Source organism: Paracoccus sp. TD-10 (assembly GCF_048270675.1).
GTDB classification, from domain to species: domain Bacteria; phylum Pseudomonadota; class Alphaproteobacteria; order Rhodobacterales; family Rhodobacteraceae; genus Paracoccus; species Paracoccus pantotrophus.
This window is the reverse complement of the sequence record NZ_CP182419.1, coordinates 1,547,199-1,565,577: the sequence shown is the minus strand read 5'-3', so window position 1 is coordinate 1,565,577 and position 18,379 is coordinate 1,547,199. Positions and strand designations below refer to the sequence as shown.

Here is an 18,379-nt window from a genome sequence, read left to right as displayed (position 1 = left end):
CTCGCCCAGTTCCGTCTCTTGTCCCCACATGCCGCCGGCATTTTCCGGCGTGAGGCGATTCGGACGTCACGGCCTGAACGCAATACGTTTCGGCAACAAGAAGACCCCGCCGCCAAGGCGACGCATGGGCCATCTTGCGGCCGAAACTTGCAGACACGCGGCACAGGCCGGTGGCAGCCGGCTTGCGCTTCATCGGTAGCGGATCTTGTCCGATCCTGCTGCCACCCTGCCTGTCGGCGGCACGGCCGACGGTTCAGGGCATGTCCCCCAGGCGCGACGGTGAATCGCAGGGAACAAGCTAGCAAGAACCCCGCCCGGCCAGCAACCGATCTTCGCGCTTGACAGTCACTTTGCCTGATCGAATCTCGCAACGTGACGGCAAGATGACGCCCTTGCGGAAATTGCTGTAAAACCGGGAAAAAACCACGGTTTCCTTATGCGGAAGGGCGCGCCTGGATAGAGCGCGCCCCTGGCGTATTCCACCGATAGTTGCGAAAATGCCGCAGCGGCTCAGGCGGTGCCCAGGGCCTTAACGCGGGCCGCGAGGCGCGACATCTTGCGCGCGGCGGTATTCTTGTGGATGACGCCCTTGGTCACGCCGCGCATCAGTTCGGGCTGGGCGTTCTTCAGCGCCTCGCGGGCGATTTCGGCATTGCCGCCGGCGATGGCTTCCTCGACCTTGCGCAGGAAGGTGCGGATGCGCGAGCGGCGGGCCTTGTTGACGGCGGTGCGGCGCTCGATCTGGCGGGCGCGTTTCTTCGACTGGGGCGTATTGGCCATGGGTGCGGTCCTATCTGTTCTTCATGTCTCGGTCGCGCAAAGCCCATGGCGCCGTCCGCGAAAACGGACGGTCATGATTCTTGCCTTAAGCGGGCCCACGCGCATGTAGCCCGGCCCTATACAGCGGACCGGCCTTGATGCCAAGCGCCAAATCAGCGGTCGCGGAACTGCGGCTCGCGCTTTTCCAAAAAGGCGGCCATGCCCTCCTTCTGGTCCTCGGTCGCGAACAGCGCCTGGAAGCTGCGGCGCTCGAACAGGATGCCCTCGCGCAGCGTGGTCTCATAGGCGCGGTTCACCGCCTCCTTGGCGGCCATGACGGCGATCTGGCCCTTCTCGGCGATCTTGCGGGCCGCGGCCAGCGCCTCGGGGATCAGCTTCGCGGCCGGCACGACGCGGCTGACCAGCCCGGAACGCTCGGCCTCGGCCGCATCCATGAACCGGCCGGTCAAATGCATCTCCATCGCCTTGGACTTGCCGACGAAACGGGTCAGCCGCTGGGTGCCGCCGATGCCGGCGATGACGCCCAGGTTGATCTCCGGCTGGCCGAACTTGGCATTGTCTGCGCAGAGGATGAAGTCGCAGGCCATGGCCAGTTCGCACCCGCCCCCCAGCGCATAGCCCGACACGGCGGCGATGATCGGCTTGCGCGTGGCGGTGATGCGGTCGATCTCGGCGCCGAACAGGTCGTCGGTATAGACGTCGACAAAGCTCTTGCCGGCCATTTCCTTGATGTCGGCCCCGGCGGCAAAGGCTTTCTCGCTGCCGGTCAGGACGATGCAGCGCACCTTCTCGTTCCGGTCTGCCTCGGCCAGCGCATCGCCCAACTCGCCCAGAAGCTGCGCGTTCAGGGCATTCAGCGCCTCGGGCCGGTTCAGCCGGATCAGCGCCACATAATCGTCGATCTCGACGGTGAGGGTCTGGTAAGCCATCGACTCTTCGCCTTTCGCAAGCAAGTTGACCGCGACTCGTAACAAAAGCGCGAGGCCAAGGCCAGCGCCGCTTCTTTCTTGCCCAAATATCCCCGCCGGAGGCAGCGGCCGAAGGCCGCTTCACTGCTGGCAGAGCGGGCAGAAAAAGCTCGACCGGCCCGATTGCACGATGCGCTGCACCACGCCGGCGCAGCCCGGTGCCGGGCAGGGGGCGCCCTCGCGGCCATAGACGCGGAAGGCGTGCTGGAAATAGCCCAGCTCGCCCGTCGCCTGCCGGTGGTCGCGCAAGGATGACCCCCCGGCGGCGATCGCCTCCTCCAGCACGGCGCGGATATGGCCGACCAGCGCCGCCGTCTCGGGTGCCGAGACCGTCCCGGCCAGGCGGCGCGGGTCGATGCCGGCGCGATAGAGCGCCTCGGAGACGTAGATATTGCCCAGCCCGGCCACGATCCGCTGATCGAGCAGCGCCGCCTTGATGGGCATGCGCCGCCCGGCCAGGGCGGCCGCCAGCGCCTCGGGGGTAAAGGCGTCCGACAGCGGCTCGGGCCCCAGATGCGCCAGCAGCGGATGGGTCGCGCCCGGCGCCACCAGGTCGACCATGCCGAATCGCCGCGCGTCGTTGAAGGTGATGCGGGTGCCCCGGTCGGTCCAGAAGACCACATGGTCGTGGCGCGGCAGGATGGCCGGGTCGCGGTGAAACGCGCCCTGTGATTCGTCCTCGATCAGCATCCGGCCCGACATGCCCAGGTGCAAAAGCAGACTGCCGCGATGCTCCAGCTCGGCCAGGATGTATTTCGAGCGCCGCCGCAAGGCGACGACCCGCGCGCCGGTCAGCACCTGCACCAGGTCGGGCGGCAGCGGCCAGCGCAGGTCGGGACGGCGGGCTTCGGCGCGGGCGATCACGCGGCCTTCAAGATGCGGCTCAAGGCCGCGCCGGACGGTTTCGACCTCTGGCAGTTCTGGCATTTTCTTCCCGTTCGTCGCATGGTGCCGCCGCGGCCTTGCTATGGCGCGCGGCGCGCTTTCGGACTATCTGGGCGCGAAACGACGGATGGACAAGCGACATGACCCCTGACGAGCCAAAGGAAACCCATTTCGGCTTTCGCACCGTGGCCGAGACGGACAAGGCCGGGCTGGTCCATGGCGTCTTCTCGCGCGTGGCCTCGCGCTATGACGTGATGAACGACCTGATGAGCGGCGGTATCCACCGCCTCTGGAAGACCGCGATGATGGACTGGCTGGCGCCGCGCGACGGCCAGCATCTGCTGGACGTGGCGGGCGGCACCGGCGACATCGCCTTTCGCTTTCTGGAGCGCGCGCCGGGCGCCCGCGTCACCGTCTGCGACATGACCGAGTCGATGCTGGTCGAGGGCCGCAAGCGCGCCGAGGCCGACAAGCTGGCCGGGCATCTCGCCTGGGTCACGGGCGATGCGATGCAACTGCCCTTTGCCGACAACAGCTTCGACCGCTACACGATCAGCTTCGGTATCCGCAACGTTACCCGCATCCCCGATGCCCTGGCCGAAGCGCGGCGCGTGCTGCGTCCCGGCGGCCGGCTGATGGTGCTGGAGTTCAGCCAGATGCCGGTGCCGATGCTGCAATGGCTCTATGACCGCTACAGCTTCAACGTGATCCCGGTGATGGGCCAGATCGTCGCCAACGACCGCGACAGCTACCAGTACCTGGTCGAATCGATCCGCAAGTTCCCCGACCAGGAAACCTTTGCCGCGATGATCCGCGAGGCGGGCTTCGGCCGCGTGCAATGGCGCAACCTGTCCATGGGCATCGCGGCGCTGCATTCGGGCTGGAAGCTGTAACGATGCGCGGCCCCCACAACATCTGGCGCCTGATCCGCACCGGCGCCACCTTCGAGCGCACGGGCGCAATGAAGGTCGCGCTGGACGCCGCGAACGCGCCCGCGGGCATCCGCGTCGCCGCCCGCATCCTGGGCTGGCCCTTCGCCTGGCTCGGCTACAAGGGCGACCCGGCGCTGCCGCCCGTCACCCGCGCCATCACCGCGCTGGGGCCGGCTTACGTGAAATTCGGCCAGATCCTGTCGACCCGGCCCGATGTGGTGGGGGTGGAACTGGCCGACCAGCTTTCCATGCTCCAGGACCGGCTGGCACCCTTTGCGCAAGACCAGGCCCGCCGTACCGTCGCCGCCGAGCTGGGCCGGCCGGTCGAGACGCTGTTCAGCGAGTTTTCCGAACCGGTGGCGGCGGCCTCGATCGCGCAGGTGCACCGCGCGCGGCGCATCGACAACGGCCGCGAGGTCGCGGTCAAGGTGCTGCGCCCCGGCATCGAAGCCGCTTTCCGCCGCGACATCGACGCCTTCCATTTCGCCGCCGGCATGATCGAGCGGCTGTCGCCATCGACCCGCCGGCTGAGGCCGCGCGACGTGGTCGCCCATTTCGAATCGGTGGTGACCGGAGAGCTGGATTTGCGGCTGGAAGCCGCCTCGGCCTCGGAATTTGCCGAGAACACCGCGGGCGACGAGGGGATGGCGGTGCCCGCCCCCTATTGGCACCTCAGCGCCCGGCGCGTGCTGACGACCGACTGGGCCGAAGGCGTGCCGATGGGCGATGTCGCGGCGCTGCGGGCGGCCGGACATGACCTGCCGACGCTTGGCGCGCGGGTGTTGCAGCTTTTCCTGCGCCATGCGCTGCGCGACGGCTATTTCCACGCCGACATGCACCAGGGCAACCTGAAGGTGGCCAGGAACGGCGACATCATCGTCTATGACTTTGGCATCATGGGCGAGATCGACGAATATACCCGCCGCGTCTATGCCGAGATCCTGATGGGCTTCATCCGCCGCGACTACGAGCGCGTCGCGCGGGTGCATTTCGAGGCGGGCTACGTGCCGCGCGACCGTGACATCAAGGAATTCGCCCGCGCCCTGCGCGCCGTGGGCGAGCCGATCTTCGGTGCCGATGCCAGCCGCATCTCGATGGCGAACCTGCTGGCCTATCTGTTCGAAGTGACCGAACGCTTCGGCATGGCGACCCGGACCGAGCTGATCCTGCTGCAGCGCACCATGGTCGTGGTCGAGGGCGTGGCACGCTCGCTCGATCCGCAGATCAACATGTGGGAGGTCGCCAAGCCGGTGGTGGAAAGCTATATCCGCGACAATCTGGGGCCCCATGCGGCGGTGCGCGACCTGACGCGGGCGGCGCAGGTGCTGGGCCGCTTTGCGCCGCTTCTGCCGGAATACCTGGAGCGCCGCATGCCCGAGCTGCTGCGCGAACCGCCGCCGCCGCCCGAGCCGCGCCGGCGTCCGGGCCTTGCCGCGGGCATGGCGCTGGGCGCCGTCGTCGCGCTGGCAGGCGCGGCCTTCGGCGCATGGCTGGGGTAAGAGCCCTCCTGCCACCGCCGGGGCTTGAGCGTGCCCCGGCTTTCGCCTAACGCTGTCCCATGCGGATTCTCTATCTTGGCGATGTGATGGGCCGCGCCGGCCGGCGCGCGATTGCGGAAGGGCTCGGCCCTCTCAAGGAACGGCTGGGCGTCGATTTCACCGTGGTGAACGGCGAAAACGCCTCGGGCGGCATGGGGCTGACCGGCGGCCATGCCAAGCTGATCCTGGAAGCCGGCGCCGATTGCATCACCCTGGGCGACCATGCCTTCGACCAGAAGGAAATGCTGTCCTTCATCGAGACCGAGCCGCGCATTATCCGGCCGCTGAACTATTCCAAGGTCGCGCCCGGCCATGGCGCGCGGGTCTTCGAGGCGACGCGCGGCCGTAAGGTGCTGGTCGCGCAGGTGCTGGGCCAGGTCTTCATGAAGCGGCCCTTCGACGATCCCTTCTCGGCCATCGACGCGGTTTTGCGCGCGCATCCGCTGGGCGGGCTGGTGCAGGCGTCGGTCGTGGACATCCATGCCGAGGCCACCAGCGAAAAGATGGCCATGGGCCATTGGTGCGACGGCCGCGCCAGCCTGGTCGTGGGCACCCATACCCATGTGCCGACCGCCGACACGATGATCCTGAACCGCGGCACCGCATACCAGACCGATGCCGGCATGTGCGGCGACTACGACAGCGTGATCGGCATGGAAAAGGCCGAACCGCTGCGCCGCTTCCTGACCGGCATGGCCTCGGAACGCTTCACCCCGGCCGAGGGCGAGGCGACGCTGTCGGGCGTGCTGGTCACCACCGAGGACCGCACGGGCAAGGCGGTCGCGGTGCAGCCGCTGCGCCAGGGCGGCAGGCTGGGCGCCACGCAGCTTCCCGCCTGATGGGCGCGCGCGCCCCGCGCTTTTGCTTGCGGCGGCGGGGAAAATAATTCTATTACCCATCGAAAGGGCCGTGATTTAACGGCGCACGGGACAGGATTGCATGCTGGGCTTTGAACTGACCGGAACCAATGCGGCGGTGGCGATGCTGATCATCGTGACCATCATGTTCATCGAGTTCGTCCGTGAAAAGCACCCGCCCGAAGTCGTCGCCATCGGCACTGCCGCGGTGATGATGCTTCTGGGCCTCTTGCCGATCAAGGATGCGGCCGGGGTACTGTCGAACGCCGCGCCCTGGACCATCGCCTTCATGTTCCTGATCATGGGCGGGCTTCTGCGCACCGGTGCCTTGGAGATGATGTCGCGCCTCGTCACCCTGCGCGCGACCAGCCATCCGCGTTTCACCATCGGCGCCCTGTTCCTGTTCGTGATCCTGGCCTCGGCAATCATGAACAATACGCCGGTGGTGGCGGTGATGATCCCGATCTTCATCCAGCTGGCGCTGCGGCTGGGGTTCTCGCCTTCCAAGCTCTTGATGCCGCTGAGCTATTTCACCATCCTGGGCGGCATGATGACGCTGATCGGCACCTCGACCAACCTGCTGGTCGACGGCGTGGCGCGCGAGCAGGGCATGGTGCCCTTTACCATCTTCGAGATCGCGCCTGTCGGCATCGCCATCACGCTGGCCGGCATCGTCTATTTCGCGCTTCTGGGCAAGCACCTGCTGCCCAACCGCACCTCGCTGGCCGGCTTCCTGGGTACCCGGCGCGAGATGAAATATTTCACCGAGGTCGCCATCCCCGAGGATTCCAGCCTGGCCGGCCAGCCGGTGCTGACGGCGCCGATCTTCAAGCGCGAGGCAGTGCGGGTGATCGACGTGCTGCGCGGTGATGCCTCATTGCGCCGCAACCTGGCGGAGGTGGTGCTGGAACCGGGCGACCGCGTGGTGCTGCGCTCGGAAATGGCCGATCTGCTGGAGATGCAGGCCAACAAAAATTTCCAGATGGTCGACAAGCTCAGCTCGGTCGCCACCGACACGGTCGAGGTGCTGATCTCGCCCGGCGCGCGGCTGGTCGGGCGGCGGCTGGGCGACATGCGCCTGCGGCGGCGCTATGGCGTCTACGTGCTGGCCGCACATCGCCGCAGCCAGAACATCGGCCGCCAGCTCGACGACCTGGTGGTGCAGGTCGGCGACACGCTGCTGCTGGAAGGCGCGCCCGAGGATATCGCCCGGCTGGCCGCCGACATGGAACTGGTCGATGTCTCGCGCCCCTCGGCCCGGCCGTTTCGCCGCTCCAAGGCGCCGATCGCGATCCTGTGCCTGCTGTCGGTGGTCACGCTGGCGGCACTGGACGTGGCGCCGATCATGGCGCTGGCCTTCATGGCGGCGGCGATCATCCTGATCACCCGCTGCGTGGATGCCGAAGAGGCCTTCTCCTTTGTCGATGCCCGGCTCCTGGCGATGATCTTCGCCATGCTGGCGGTGGGCGAGGCGCTGGAGCATACCGGGACCGTCGACCTGGTGGTGGAGGCGGTGGCGCCCTATCTTGCCGGCCTGCCGCCCTTTGCCACGCTGATCGCGGTCTATTTCCTCGGCCTCGTCATGACCGAGGTGCTGTCGAACAATGCCGTCGCAGTGCTGTTGACGCCAGTGGCCATCGCCCTGGCAAAATCGCTGGGCCACGATCCGCGCGCCTATGTCGTGGCGGTGATGTTCGCGGCCACGGTGGCCTTCGCCACCCCCATCGGCTATCAGACGCATCTGATGGTCTATGGCCCCGGCGGCTACAGGTTCAGCGATTTCGTCAAGGTCGGGGTGCCTCTGGACATCATCTGCGGCATCGTCGCCTGCCTGACGATTCCGCTGTTCTGGCCGCTTTGAAATATCTGGATCCGGCTGGACCTGTGTCGCCGCCGCAGGGGTATTTGCAAAACGGAAAGCATGAGGCCCTGCGCCAGGTTCTTTCCGTCATGCAAATACCCCGCCGGCCTCGTCACAGGCGGCGCGCGCGCCGGCTATGCGGCAGAGTTCAACCTGCCGCGAACCCTTCGCGGACGGAGGCCTCGGCCTTGGCGGCCAGCGTCTTGCGGGTTTCTTCCGCCACCGGGATCGGCGCGTGCAGCCGCACTGTCACCGAGCCTTGCGGATATTGCGCCAGCACCGCCAGAAGATGCGGCCCCAGGTCCATGTCGCCCCACCAGCCGTAGAAGCGCGGGTCGCGGCCCTTGGGCGCGCGATAGGCGGCGCTCATCGGCTGGATCGCCAGCCCCTCGGGCAGGGCCGGGTCGAGGAAGCCCTGGAACAGCGTGGGCTTGAAGGGCAGCACGCGGCGTCCGTCGCTGCTGGTGCCCTCGGGGAAAAACAGCAGGCGGTGGCCGGCGCGGGTGCGGGCGGCGAATTCCTCGGCCTGGGCGCGGGCGAGCCGGGGGTCGCGGGCGACGAAATGCGTGTCGGTGACGCGGGTCAGGATATTGATGCCCGGCCAGCCCGCCACCTCGGATTTCGAGACGAAGAACACCGGCATCGCCGCATTCAGCACGAAGATGTCGAGCCAGCTGGAATGATTCGCCACCACCGCGCCGGGGCTGCGCATCGGCCGGCCGACGCAGCGCCAGCGCAGGCCCATGATCCACAGGCAGATGCGGCAGACGCCCTGCACCCAGGGGCCGGTCAGGGGCCGGCGCGGGCCGGTGAGCAGCCGCTCGGCCAGGCGCAGCGGCAGGATCAGCAGCACGCCGAGCGCCAGCACCAGCACGATGCCGCCGCCGCGCAGCAGCACCAGCAGCCAGCCGAGCGCGCCGGGACGCGGAATGGCCGGCGGCGCGATCTCGTCCCGCCAGGTGGCGCGGTTGCCCTGGCTCATTGCCCCTGCCGGGCCTCGTAGAACTTGCGATGCTTGGCCGACATGGCCTGGGTATCGACCATCAGGAAGACATCGGTGGTGTTGAAGGCGCGGTCCAGCCAGGCGCCCTCGCCGACCATGCCGCCCAGCCGCAGATAGGCCTTGATCAGCGCCGGCATGCCAGCCATGGCGGCGCGGCGGTCCAGCTCTTGGGGCGTGATCAGATCCATGCGACGATAGCCGTCGGGCCGGGCGCGGGGCCGGATCGCCTCGGGCGCCAGGTGGTGATGGTGCAGCCAGCTGAGCGGCTGGGCCAGCGCCTCCACATCCGTGCCGTGGAACGAGGCGACGCCGAACAGGATCTCGATCCCGCGCGCCAGCACGTAATCGGCCAGCGCATTCCACATCAGGAACATGCCCGAGCCGCCGCGATAGGCCGGATCGACGCAGGACCGGCCCAGTTCCAGCAGCGACCGCCCCGAGGCGCGCAGCGGCGCCAGGTCGTATTCGCTGTCGCAATAGAAGCGGCCGAAGGCCTCGGCCCGGTCGCCCGGCAACAGGCGATAGACGCCGACCACATGGTCCAATGCCTCGCGCGAGCGGCGGTGGTCCACCAGCACCAGGTGATCCACCACCGGGTCGAACTCATCCCGCTCGAAGCGGTTCACGTGATCGACCAGCGGGCCGTCGCCGCCCAGTTCCTCGACGAAGACGCGATAGCGCAGGCGCTGCGCGGCCAGAAGGTCGGCCTCGTCTGTGGCCAGGCCTGTGGTGAAATAGGACGTCTCTGGCGTCATCTCTGCGGCCTGGAACCCTGCCTGGTTGCGTCTGGTTCCGTGTCTAGGCGGGTGCGGTGAACATTGCAACTGCCGCACCGCCCGGCAACTCAGGGGCGATTGACAGCCGGAAAAGTTCAATTACTCTGCACTGACCCTTGCAGAGAGCCCGGCTGCGAGCAGTTGCGGCCGGCAACACAGTTTTAATGATGGCCGCATATGCGGGAGATCGCGATTGGATCAGTATGATGCAAAAGCAATTTGCGATTCAAGGAAGTATAGAAAGCAGGGTATAACGAATGACTGAAGCGCCGGCAAAGATCGACCGTGGGTTCGCCGAGGTGAGGAATGGCGACGGCTCGATGAGCGTCTCTTATAAGACCGCCGGAATGGGCTGGATCGCAAGGATTGTCCTTGTTCTGCCGTTTTGGCTTGTCATCTCTCTCTTGTTTGTGACGGCAGGCGGGACTGAAAACGTCGTCCTGTTCTACCCCATAACTTTCGGCTTGACGCTTCTCGCGATATATCTGTTTACTTCTGGAAAGACCAAGGAATTCAAAATATATTCCAACGGGTTCTCTGTTGATGGCCGGCGCTACGACTTTGGAGGGGTCAAGGAGATCTTTCTCGACAATCCGGCTGACAAATCCGGTCCTGTGACATCCAAACCCATTGGTTTCATCGACGGGGGAAGCGGTGTCTTGGGGACTATGGCCGCCAGTGCTGCGGTCTCGTCGGCAGCTTTGGTCGGCTCTGTCACCGCGCTGCAAGGTGCGGCATATGAGGGTAATATTGCCAGGCGGTTCAGGGTTGGATTTAGGTGTGGTGCCAAGAATGCTTGTCTCGTCAGGAATGTAAGGCTCGGCGTTGCTGAATCCATTTTCGACTATCTGACCAAGAAGAACTGATATCCAGCCTCGGCAACCCTAGCCTCAGGAGGTTGTCGATTGGGACGATAGCGGCGGAAGGAGAATAAGAATGATATGCCTGCCATCCACCACCTGCTTGCCCGCATGGGTGAAATTCACGGTGATGCGGTCGCCGACGCGCGATTGCACCTGGCCGGTGCCCCATTCGGGTGCGCCGGGGTGGCGCACGATCATGCCGGGTTCCAGGATTTCATTCATCTTAGGCCCCTTCCTGAAGCATCATGCAGGCTAGCCTTCCATGGACGATCTGACAATCCATTGCCCGCTCGGCACTCCCGACGTCCTGCCGCCCGAGCGGCTTGCCGCGCTGGTCGGTTCGCGGCTGTGCCATGACATCGTCTCGCCCCTGGGGGCGATCGGCAACGGGCTGGAGCTGCTGCAGCTTTCGGGCGCCTGGCCAGGCATCGACGACAGCCCCGAGATGCAGTTGATCGCCGAAAGCGTCGAGGCGGCGCGGGCGCGGATACGCTGGTTCCGCGTGGCCTTCGGCCATGCTGCGCCGGACCAGCGCCTTGGCCTGGCCGAACTGGCCGCGCTGCTGGCCGAGGTCGAAAGGGGCGGGCGCATCCGCCTGCGGCTGGAGGCCGAGGGCGATCTGCCGCGCATCGAGGCGCGCCTGATCCTGCTGGCGCTGATGTGCCTTGAGACGGCGATGCCCTGGGGCGGCAGCGTGCTGGTCTGCCGCGGTGCCCAGGGCTGGCGGCTGGTCGCCGAAAGCAGCCGCATCAGGCCGGATCCGGCGCTGTGGTCCTGGCTCGGCCCCGATCGGCACCGGGCGCGGCCCGAACCGGGCGCCTCCGAGGTGCATTTCCCGCTGCTGGCCGGTTTCGCCTGCGCCGCCAATCGCCCGCTGGCCTGGGAACTGGACGAGAGCGGCGGCGAGATCTCGTTCTGAGGCCCGGATCCCACCGGGTTTCAGTGCCCGGCTTGTGTTGGCGTCAGGTCCGGATGGTGCCGTCGCCGGTGACCAGATACTTGAAGCTGGTCAGCTGCTCGGCGCCCACCGGCCCGCGCGCATGCATCTTGCCGGTGGCGATGCCGATCTCGGCGCCCATCCCGAATTCGCCGCCATCGGCGAATTGCGTCGAGGCGTTCTGCATCAGGATGGCGCTGTCGAGCCCGTTGAAAAAACGCTCGGCGGTGGCGTCGTTCTCGGTCAGGATCGATTCGGTATGGCCCGAGCCATAGCGACGGATATGGGCGATCGCCTCCTCGACGCCGTCGACCAGCTTTACCGCGATGATCTTGTCCAGGAACTCCTGCCCGAAATCCGAGGGCTCGGCCGGCACGGTGCCCGGCACCTTGGCAAGCTCGCCTTCGGCACGGACCTCGACGCCCGCGTCCAGCAGATCCTGCACCAGCACGGGACCGTGCCTGGTGTAGAACTGCCAGTCGATCAGCAGGCATTCGGCGGCGCCGCAAATGCCGGTGCGCCGGGTCTTGGCGTTCAGCACCACGCGGCGCGCCTTGTCCAGGTCGGCGTCGCGGTCGGCATAGACATGGCAGATGCCCTCCAGATGGGCAAAGACCGGCACGCGGGCTTCCTTCTGCACCAGCCCGACCAGGCCCTTGCCGCCGCGGGGCACGATCACGTCGATGAATGCCTGCGCGCGCAGCATGGCGGCGACGGCCTCGCGGTCGCGGGTCGGCACCATCTGCACCGACGCCTCGGGTAGGCCGGCCTGCGTCAGGCCCGTCACCAGCGCCCGGTGGATCGCGGCCGAGCTGTTCAGGCTTTCCGAGCCGCCGCGCAGGATCACCGCATTGCCCGCCTTCAGCGCCAGCGCCGCGGCATCGGCGGTGACATTGGGGCGGCTTTCGTAGATCACGCCGATGACGCCCAGGGGGGTCGCGACGCGCCGGATATGCAGCCCGTTTGGCCGGTCCCATTCCGCCAGCACGCGGCCCACGGGGTCCGCTTGCGCCGCGACCGAGCGCAGCCCCTCGGCCATGGCGCGGATGCGCGCGGGATCGAGCTTCAGCCGGTCGAGCATGGCGGGGGAGAGGCCCTTCTCCTCAGCGTAATGCATGTCCTCGGCATTGGCGTCGAGGATGGCGTCCTCGGCCCTCAGGATCGCATCGGCGGCACCGATCAGGGCGGCATGCTTGCGCTCGGCCGAGGCCTCGGCCAGCAGGGCGGCGGCGGCGCGCGCCTTTGCGCCCAGATCCGCGATCAGCGCATCGGCATCGGAGGAGGTCAGGTCTTTCATGGCGGCATTCCCTTGCATGTGGCCTGAGATAGGCCCGGGCGCGCCGAAAAACCAGAGATTAAAGGGGGAAGGTGCAGGATTCTGTTGCCAGGCTCCTGCGGGCCCCGCCTTACGCTGCTAGGCGGAAGGGCTTGAGTTTCGGTTGCCCGAGCTGCTTACGCAGCCAGAGCCACCGGAGCACGGTTGTCGTTGGCAACTGTACATTTTGCACCGATGACGGTGGTAGCTCACCGAGACAAAGCAAACAGCTTTAGACGTTCGTCGATCCTGTTTCGGCCCCATGCGCCCCCAACGAGGGATGATGGTGGAGCCGCCGGGTACCGCCCCCGGGTCCGATCCGCTTATTACCTGCGCGTTTATGTCCATAGTCCGGGCGAACCCGGACAAGCCGAATATAGGCGCCGCCATTCTCGCGCGCAAGGAGGGGAACGCTGTTCCCCTCTTGTCCCGCTGCGCGGACCAATTCACCCCATGGGGTATTTGGAAAACGGAGAATAACGGGGCGCAACGCCCCGGCCTTCTTCGTTCCTGAAATACCCATGCGGCCGTGCCGTCGGCGGAAGGCCCCGCTTTCGGGGCGGGGCGCTGCAAGGGTCGGTCAGAAGCCGGCCTTGATCTTTTCGAATTCCTGCAGCTGCCTTTCGCGTTGCTGCGGGTCGTTCGGGGTCTGGGCCAGGATCGGGGCGTCCACGGGCGACAGCCCTTCCTGCACCGCCGGCTCGTCCTTGATCGTCTCCATGGCGACGGTCGAGGTATGGCCGTAGCCGATCGTGTCCAGCAGGCCCTTGGCCGCCTCGGGGGCGAGCCAGGCGTTGATGAAGTCGTAGGCCTTGTCCTCGTTGCCCGGCCCGCTCTTCAAATTGATGAAGCCGCAGAAGAAGGTCGAACTGCCTTCCTTGGCCGCGCGCTGGAAGCCGACCGGGAAGCCGTCGTTTTCCAGCAGCACCACGCCGTCGTTCCAGGACCAGGCCACGTCCACCGCGCCCGAAGCCATCAGCTGCGCCTGTTCGGCCGGGTCGGCCCAATAGGCGGCGACGTTCTGATGCGCCTGGCGCAGCCAGTCGGCGGCGGCCGCGAACTGCTCGTCGGTCACTTCGGTCCAGTCGGTGGTGCCGGTGGCCAGATAGGCCAGCGCCCAGACATCGTCGGCCGAATCGGGCAGCGAGGTGCGGCCCTGGTATTTCGGGTCGATGAAGATGTTCAGGCTGGCCACGTCCTCGGCCGGCACGGTCTCGGTATTATAGGCCACCGCGGTCGCGCCCCAGTCGGTCGGGATGTACCAGACACCCTCGTCGTCCTTGAAGATTTCCGAATCGAGGAATTTCGCATCGAGGCTTTCGAAGGCGGGGATCTTCGAGACGTCCCAGGGCTCGATCAGCCCGGCATCGCGGTATTTCGACACCATTTGCGAGCAGGGATGGGCGACATCGGCTTTGAAGCCCGAGGCGAGCTTTTGATAGGCCTCGTCATCGTCGCCGTAGAAGACGAAGGTCGGGCCGGTGCCATGCTTGTCGATATAGCCCTGGAAAATCACCGGCTCCTCGAACCCGGCCCAGTCGAAGACCGTCAGTTCGGGATCGGCGGCCCAGGCGGCCGTCAGGCTGGTGCTGGCAAGCGCGAGCGCCAGGGCGGGGAAGCGGAAAAGTTTCATGTCGGAGCTTTCCTTGAAGGCAGTCTGGCCTGACGCTAGCCGTCCCGCCGCGACCTCGCAAGCGCGGCGGTGCTACCAGCGCCCCGAGGCGCCGCCGCCCCGCGACGAGCCGCCGCCGAAGCCCGAGTTGCCGCCCGCGGCCCTGTTGGTCCGGCTGCGCAGCACGGCGCCGTTCGGGTCGTACCAGACCGTTTGCCGGCGCAGGCGCTGGCGGGATTCGGACCAGTCGCAGGCCGGGCAGCGCCGCGTGACATCGTCATGCGAGACCATGTGGCCGCCCTCGGGCAGCGGGGTTTGCAGGGGCGCGACCTGCGTTTCCAGGCCGCGGTGCCCGCATCGCGGGCAGCGGTTGCGTTGCCAGAGCTGCCGGGCGATGGCGCCGAGGATCAGGAGCCAGGCGCCGCCGAAGGCAAGGGGGACGATACGGTCCATCAGCCCGCGTTCGCGCGTCCCGAGCGGCTGACCCGTCGCGACGGGACGGGCGATCAGCGTGATCACCGCCAGCGTGCCGTCGCGGATGCCCTGCGACATCCGGCCGTCGCGAAAGGCGGGCAGCATGGTGTTGCGCATGATCTCCTGCGCCAGGATGTCGGCGTCGTTTTCATAGCCGCGGCCGAGTTCGATCCGCGCCTCGCGGTTCTCGGCCAGCACCAGGACCATGAAGCCGTCGCTGCGCGCACCGTCGCCCACGCCCCAATGGTTGAAGAGCCGGGTGGCGAAGGGCTCCAGCCCGTCGGACCCGCCGTGGCGCGCCCGGTCGGTCAGGGTGACGACCGTGCCCTGGATACCGGCATCCTTGCGCAGCCCGGCCAGGGCCCTGTCGAGGGCCTGGGCATCCTGGGGCGCGAGCAGCCCGGCGAAATCGTTGACATGCAGGTTCTGCCAGTCGGGCAGATCCTGTGCCTGTGCCTGTGCCTGGACCGGGGCGAGGACCGCCAGCCAAATCAGCGCGCACAGCCATGCCGCCTTGCGGGCGATCGCGTTGGCCGGGGTGGTCCTGAACGGCCGATCCATCGTCGCCCCCTGCCTTGCCCGCTATCCCGGCAGGATCTCGGGGCCGCCGGTGATCTGCGGGTCGGGCTGGCCGATTACCTCGTCGTCGCGGCCGGCGAAATCGACCGCGCGCAGGATGGCCTGGATCGCCGCGATGCGGGCGCGGCGCTTGTCGTCGGCGCGGATCACCGTCCAGGGTGCGATGCCGGAATGGCTGCGCAGCAGCGTGTCCCGGATCGCGGCACCGTAATCGTCCCATTTCGCCAGCCCCTCGACGTCGATGGGGCTGAGCTTCCATTGCTTCAGCGGATCCTGCTCGCGGTCGAGGAACCGCTTGAGCTGCTCGGCCCGGCTGACCTCCAGCCACAGCTTGACCAGGATCACCCCGTCATCGACCAGCATGGTCTCGAACAGCGGCAGTTGGCGAAAGAAGGTCTCGCGCTGTGCATCCGTGCAGAAGCCGAAGACCTTTTCGACCACGCCGCGGTTGTACCAGCTGCGGTCGAAGAGCGCGATCTCGCCCCTGGCGGGCAGCCAGTCGACATAGCGCTGGAAATACCATTCCCCGGCCTCACGCTCGCTGGGCTTGGGCAGGGCGACGATATAGGCCGAGCGCGGGTTGAGGTTCTCGCGCACCCGCTCGATGGTGCCGCCCTTGCCGGCGGCATCGCGGCCCTCGAACAGCACCACCATGCGCTTGCCGGTATGGATCACGTCGCGCATCAGCCGCACCAGCTGCAATTGCAGCCCGGCCATCCGCTCGTCGTAATCCTTGCCCTTCATCTCCTCGGCATAAGGATAGGAGGGATCGGGGATGCGCTTGCCGTCCGCCGCCGCCACGGTCTTGCGCAGCGCCTCGGGCGCGTCCTGTTCCAGGTAGCGGGTGATTGCGCCGACAAAGGGCAGGTCGGGCAGAGATCCCCGCTTGCCGGTCCCGTCCTTGGCGCCATTGCTGGCCATGCTTACGCCTCGCCGATGCGGTTCAGGTCGAAATGGGTGGTCTGGTAGATCTCGTTGATCCAGTTACCATAGAGCAGATGCGCATGGCTGCGCCAGCGGTTCGTCGGCGCGCGCGACGGGTCGTCGTCCGGGTAGTAGTTCACCGGCACCTCGATCGGCTTGCCCGAGGCGGCGTCGCGGTCGTATTCGTCCTTCAGCGTCGTGCTGTCATATTCGAAATGGTTGAAGACATAGAGCGCGCGATGGCAGGGGTCTTGCAGCAGGCAGGGCCCGACCTGATCCGAGGCGATCAGCGTCGTCAGCGCCGGGATGGCGTCCACCTCGTCCTGGCGCACCTCGGTCCAGCGGCTGACGGGAACCAGCACGTCGTCGGAAAAGCCGCGCAGATAGGGGCTGGAGGGCGCCAGGTTGCGGTGGCGGAAGCAGCCGAAGGCCTTGCGGTCCAGCATGTGCTTTTCCAGGCGGTGGAAATGCCAGGCCATCGCCATGCCGCCCCAGCAGACGCCGAAGGTCGAATGCACATGGCTTTGCGTCCAGTCGAAGACGCGGGTCAGTTCGTCCCAATAGGTCACGGCCTCGAAGGGCAGGTGCTCGATGGGCGCGCCGGTGATGATGAGCCCGTCGAACTTCTCGCCCGTTTCCTCGACCTCGCAGAAGCGGCGATAGAAGGATTGCAGGTGATCGGCCGCGGTGTTGCGGCTTTCGTGGTCGGACATGCGGATCAGCTGAAAGTCGATCTGCAGGGGCGTGGCGCCGATCAGCCGGGCGAACTGGTTCTCGGTCTGGATCTTCTTGGGCATCAGGTTCAAAAGCCCGATGCGCAAGGGCCTGATGTCCTGCGTCGCCGCCCGGCCCGGCGACATGACCATGACGCCTTCGTTCGACAGGATGTCATAGGCCGGCAGGTCATTGGGCAGGGTGATGGGCATCATGCGTCCTTTCTGTCGATCGTTCCGGCAAGGGCGGCGCCGGCGGGCCGTCGGTCTATGGCATGGCCGATCAGCGCGATCAGGTCTTGCGGGCCTGTCACCCGTGCCACCTCCTCGGCCAGCAGCGTCACGCCGCGCCGGGCCATCGCCTCGTAGCGCGGCTGGCGATGGGCCAGCGCGCGGGCATAGGTCCAGCGGATGAAATCGTCGGGATTCACCTGATCCTCGCGCAGGCCCTTGTCGACCCGGTAGTCGGTCCAGGCCCGGTCCAGGAAATCCGGCTGGTAATACATCGGCTTCGGCGCGCGGTCGAAGCGGCGCACCAGTTCCTCGGTATGCGCGTCCGAGCCCTTGATCCAGACCAGCAGCAATTCGCGCTCCAGCGCGTCCAGCACCGGGTCGGTCTTGGCAAAGGGGTCCACCACCTCGCAGACCGAGCCGCCGGAATCGCAGACGAAATTGCCCAGGTTGTAGATCTCCTGCGCGCGGCGGATGAAATGCCCGGTATCCAGCAGCGCCGCGATCTCGGCCATCCGGTGCTGGTCCTGGCGGCGCATGTATTCGTCAAATTCCAGCCCGCCGCGGGTGACGCTGCCGGGCTTGCCCAGATAGGTGGACAGCGGCGCCAGGTTCTCGAAGGTGATGTTGCTGGCGATATAGACCGAATCCGACAGCAAGAGTTCGCGCAGGAAGGGCACTTTCATCGCCTCGCGCTTGAAGTTGTCGGCGATCAGCTCGCCCATGTAGCGGGTGCCGATGCGGTAATCGACCGAATAGTGGAACCATTCCCCCGAGCCGCGCAGCATCGAGGCCAGGAAGGTCTTGCCCAGCCCGGACATGCCGAAGAACAGCACGCGCTTGCGGGGTGCGGCCAGCCATTCGGCCTTGGTCTGGTAAAGCATGGGCGATCCTTTTGCGAGGCTTGGCGATAGTTAGTCCCGCGCAGGGCCAAGGAAAAGGGGTGGCTGTTCCCGCCGATCGGCCCGCCGCCCGGAAAAGCGATTGGCCCGGTCTTGCATCGCGGCCCCGAGCCCCTATCTGGGGCGGGCGGACCGGGCCCCTCTGACGACGCCAGTCGTGATGTCGGACCGCATTGAGCCTTGCTCGGTGCCAGCCCAGAACCCTTTCCCTTCCAAGGCTTCGCACCGG

Annotated in this window: 18 protein-coding genes and 1 other RNA gene; 6 read left to right on the top strand and 13 right to left on the bottom strand. The window is 66.8% G+C overall.

The annotated features are described in order from the left end of the window. Positions 1 to 510: 510 nt before the first annotated feature. From rpsT to mutM, 3 genes are all read right to left on the bottom strand, one after another. Entirely contained in the window at positions 511 to 780 is a 270-nt protein-coding gene (gene rpsT, locus ACNKFW_RS18690) for a 30S ribosomal protein S20 (RefSeq protein WP_024843470.1), read from the bottom strand. Positions 781 to 932: 152 nt separating this feature from the next. After that, positions 933 to 1,709, bottom strand: a complete 777-nt coding sequence (locus tag ACNKFW_RS18685; RefSeq protein ID WP_024843471.1) for an enoyl-CoA hydratase — start codon at positions 1,707 to 1,709, stop codon at positions 933 to 935. A 120-nt stretch (positions 1,710 to 1,829) separates the two neighbouring features. Beyond that, entirely contained in the window at positions 1,830 to 2,675 is an 846-nt protein-coding gene (gene mutM, locus ACNKFW_RS18680; protein ID WP_147428700.1) for a bifunctional DNA-formamidopyrimidine glycosylase/DNA-(apurinic or apyrimidinic site) lyase, read from the bottom strand. A gap of 98 nt (positions 2,676 to 2,773) precedes the next feature. Between mutM and ubiE the strand changes: the two genes are divergently transcribed. The 4 genes from ubiE (at position 2,774) to ACNKFW_RS18660 (ending at position 7,821) form a co-directional block, all read left to right on the top strand. Next, positions 2,774 to 3,526, top strand: a complete 753-nt coding sequence (ubiE, locus tag ACNKFW_RS18675; protein ID WP_024843473.1) for a bifunctional demethylmenaquinone methyltransferase/2-methoxy-6-polyprenyl-1,4-benzoquinol methylase UbiE — start codon at positions 2,774 to 2,776, stop codon at positions 3,524 to 3,526. A 2-nt stretch (positions 3,527 to 3,528) separates the two neighbouring features. After that, entirely contained in the window at positions 3,529 to 5,064 is a 1,536-nt protein-coding gene (ubiB, locus tag ACNKFW_RS18670) for a 2-polyprenylphenol 6-hydroxylase (protein WP_024843474.1), read from the top strand. 59 nt (positions 5,065 to 5,123) lie between these two features. Continuing rightward, entirely contained in the window at positions 5,124 to 5,942 is an 819-nt protein-coding gene (locus tag ACNKFW_RS18665; protein ID WP_024843475.1) for a TIGR00282 family metallophosphoesterase, read from the top strand. 100 nt (positions 5,943 to 6,042) lie between these two features. Beyond that, positions 6,043 to 7,821: an SLC13 family permease gene (locus tag ACNKFW_RS18660; RefSeq protein WP_147428702.1), complete on the top strand. Its 1,779-nt coding sequence runs from the start codon at positions 6,043 to 6,045 to the stop codon at positions 7,819 to 7,821. Between the two features lie 148 nt (positions 7,822 to 7,969). On the opposite strand, the gene ACNKFW_RS18655 is transcribed toward ACNKFW_RS18660, so the two are convergent. Together ACNKFW_RS18655 and ACNKFW_RS18650 are read right to left on the bottom strand one after the other, a co-directional pair. Then, the gene (locus ACNKFW_RS18655) at positions 7,970 to 8,803 is read right to left on the bottom strand and encodes a lysophospholipid acyltransferase family protein (RefSeq protein WP_147428703.1); all 834 of its coding nucleotides are present in this window, start codon (positions 8,801 to 8,803) and stop codon (positions 7,970 to 7,972) included. Continuing rightward, positions 8,800 to 9,579, bottom strand: a complete 780-nt coding sequence (locus ACNKFW_RS18650; RefSeq protein WP_024843478.1) for a GNAT family N-acetyltransferase — start codon at positions 9,577 to 9,579, stop codon at positions 8,800 to 8,802. Before ACNKFW_RS18650 ends, ACNKFW_RS18655 begins: the two co-directional genes overlap by 4 nt. Before the next feature lie 278 nt (positions 9,580 to 9,857). Here ACNKFW_RS18650 and ACNKFW_RS18645 point away from each other — a divergent pair, with 278 nt between their 5' ends. Then, positions 9,858 to 10,466, top strand: a complete 609-nt coding sequence (locus ACNKFW_RS18645; protein ID WP_147428704.1) for a hypothetical protein — start codon at positions 9,858 to 9,860, stop codon at positions 10,464 to 10,466. 24 nt (positions 10,467 to 10,490) lie between these two features. Here ACNKFW_RS18645 and ACNKFW_RS18640 read toward each other — a convergent pair whose 3' ends face one another. Continuing rightward, the gene (locus tag ACNKFW_RS18640) at positions 10,491 to 10,685 is read right to left on the bottom strand and encodes a DUF3553 domain-containing protein (RefSeq protein WP_024843480.1); all 195 of its coding nucleotides are present in this window, start codon (positions 10,683 to 10,685) and stop codon (positions 10,491 to 10,493) included. A gap of 40 nt (positions 10,686 to 10,725) precedes the next feature. On the opposite strand from ACNKFW_RS18640, the gene ACNKFW_RS18635 reads away from it, so the two are divergent. Continuing rightward, positions 10,726 to 11,382, top strand: coding sequence for a histidine phosphotransferase family protein (locus ACNKFW_RS18635; protein ID WP_024843481.1), 657 nt, complete (start codon positions 10,726 to 10,728; stop codon positions 11,380 to 11,382). Positions 11,383 to 11,425: 43 nt separating this feature from the next. On the opposite strand, the gene ACNKFW_RS18630 is transcribed toward ACNKFW_RS18635, so the two are convergent. From ACNKFW_RS18630 to ACNKFW_RS18600, 7 genes are all read right to left on the bottom strand, one after another. Then, positions 11,426 to 12,697, bottom strand: a complete 1,272-nt coding sequence (locus ACNKFW_RS18630) for a glutamate-5-semialdehyde dehydrogenase (protein ID WP_147428706.1) — start codon at positions 12,695 to 12,697, stop codon at positions 11,426 to 11,428. A 70-nt stretch (positions 12,698 to 12,767) separates the two neighbouring features. After that, positions 12,768 to 13,121, bottom strand: a transfer-messenger RNA (tmRNA) gene (ssrA, locus tag ACNKFW_RS18625). A gap of 174 nt (positions 13,122 to 13,295) precedes the next feature. Next, positions 13,296 to 14,348, bottom strand: a complete 1,053-nt coding sequence (locus ACNKFW_RS18620) for an ABC transporter substrate-binding protein (protein ID WP_024843483.1) — start codon at positions 14,346 to 14,348, stop codon at positions 13,296 to 13,298. Positions 14,349 to 14,420: 72 nt separating this feature from the next. Further along, positions 14,421 to 15,362 (bottom strand): TPM domain-containing protein, encoded by a 942-nt coding sequence (locus ACNKFW_RS18615; RefSeq protein WP_418025163.1) that lies wholly within the window; start codon positions 15,360 to 15,362, stop codon positions 14,421 to 14,423. A gap of 21 nt (positions 15,363 to 15,383) precedes the next feature. Further along, on the bottom strand, positions 15,384 to 16,301 hold the full coding sequence (gene ppk2, locus ACNKFW_RS18610) for a polyphosphate kinase 2 (protein WP_051419747.1): 918 nt from the start codon (positions 16,299 to 16,301) through the stop codon (positions 15,384 to 15,386). Between the two features lie 2 nt (positions 16,302 to 16,303). After that, positions 16,304 to 17,230: a homoserine O-succinyltransferase gene (locus ACNKFW_RS18605; RefSeq protein ID WP_024843486.1), complete on the bottom strand. Its 927-nt coding sequence runs from the start codon at positions 17,228 to 17,230 to the stop codon at positions 16,304 to 16,306. Further along, on the bottom strand, positions 17,230 to 18,132 hold the full coding sequence (locus ACNKFW_RS18600) for a hypothetical protein (protein ID WP_024843487.1): 903 nt from the start codon (positions 18,130 to 18,132) through the stop codon (positions 17,230 to 17,232). Before ACNKFW_RS18600 ends, ACNKFW_RS18605 begins: the two co-directional genes overlap by 1 nt. Positions 18,133 to 18,379: the final 247 nt, after the last annotated feature.

What these genes read in the sequence shown, in the direction of transcription:
- ACNKFW_RS18635 (WP_024843481.1), top strand. Translation starts at nt 10,726, where the DNA reads ATGGACGATCTGACAATCCATTGCCCGCTCGGCACTCCCGACGTCCTG.
- mutM (WP_147428700.1), bottom strand. Translation starts at nt 2,675, where the DNA reads ATGCCAGAACTGCCAGAGGTCGAAACCGTCCGGCGCGGCCTTGAGCCG.
- ACNKFW_RS18630 (WP_147428706.1), bottom strand. Translation starts at nt 12,697, where the DNA reads ATGAAAGACCTGACCTCCTCCGATGCCGATGCGCTGATCGCGGATCTG.
- ACNKFW_RS18605 (WP_024843486.1), bottom strand. Translation starts at nt 17,230, where the DNA reads ATGCCCATCACCCTGCCCAATGACCTGCCGGCCTATGACATCCTGTCG.
- ACNKFW_RS18665 (WP_024843475.1), top strand. Translation starts at nt 5,124, where the DNA reads ATGCGGATTCTCTATCTTGGCGATGTGATGGGCCGCGCCGGCCGGCGC.
- ACNKFW_RS18685 (WP_024843471.1), bottom strand. Translation starts at nt 1,709, where the DNA reads ATGGCTTACCAGACCCTCACCGTCGAGATCGACGATTATGTGGCGCTG.
- ACNKFW_RS18650 (WP_024843478.1), bottom strand. Translation starts at nt 9,579, where the DNA reads ATGACGCCAGAGACGTCCTATTTCACCACAGGCCTGGCCACAGACGAG.
- ACNKFW_RS18640 (WP_024843480.1), bottom strand. Translation starts at nt 10,685, where the DNA reads ATGAATGAAATCCTGGAACCCGGCATGATCGTGCGCCACCCCGGCGCA.
- ppk2 (WP_051419747.1), bottom strand. Translation starts at nt 16,301, where the DNA reads ATGGCCAGCAATGGCGCCAAGGACGGGACCGGCAAGCGGGGATCTCTG.
- ACNKFW_RS18620 (WP_024843483.1), bottom strand. Translation starts at nt 14,348, where the DNA reads ATGAAACTTTTCCGCTTCCCCGCCCTGGCGCTCGCGCTTGCCAGCACC.
- ubiE (WP_024843473.1), top strand. Translation starts at nt 2,774, where the DNA reads ATGACCCCTGACGAGCCAAAGGAAACCCATTTCGGCTTTCGCACCGTG.
- ubiB (WP_024843474.1), top strand. Translation starts at nt 3,529, where the DNA reads ATGCGCGGCCCCCACAACATCTGGCGCCTGATCCGCACCGGCGCCACC.
- ACNKFW_RS18660 (WP_147428702.1), top strand. Translation starts at nt 6,043, where the DNA reads ATGCTGGGCTTTGAACTGACCGGAACCAATGCGGCGGTGGCGATGCTG.
- ACNKFW_RS18615 (WP_418025163.1), bottom strand. Translation starts at nt 15,362, where the DNA reads ATGGATCGGCCGTTCAGGACCACCCCGGCCAACGCGATCGCCCGCAAG.
- ACNKFW_RS18655 (WP_147428703.1), bottom strand. Translation starts at nt 8,803, where the DNA reads ATGAGCCAGGGCAACCGCGCCACCTGGCGGGACGAGATCGCGCCGCCG.
- ACNKFW_RS18600 (WP_024843487.1), bottom strand. Translation starts at nt 18,132, where the DNA reads ATGCTTTACCAGACCAAGGCCGAATGGCTGGCCGCACCCCGCAAGCGC.
- ACNKFW_RS18645 (WP_147428704.1), top strand. Translation starts at nt 9,858, where the DNA reads ATGACTGAAGCGCCGGCAAAGATCGACCGTGGGTTCGCCGAGGTGAGG.
- rpsT (WP_024843470.1), bottom strand. Translation starts at nt 780, where the DNA reads ATGGCCAATACGCCCCAGTCGAAGAAACGCGCCCGCCAGATCGAGCGC.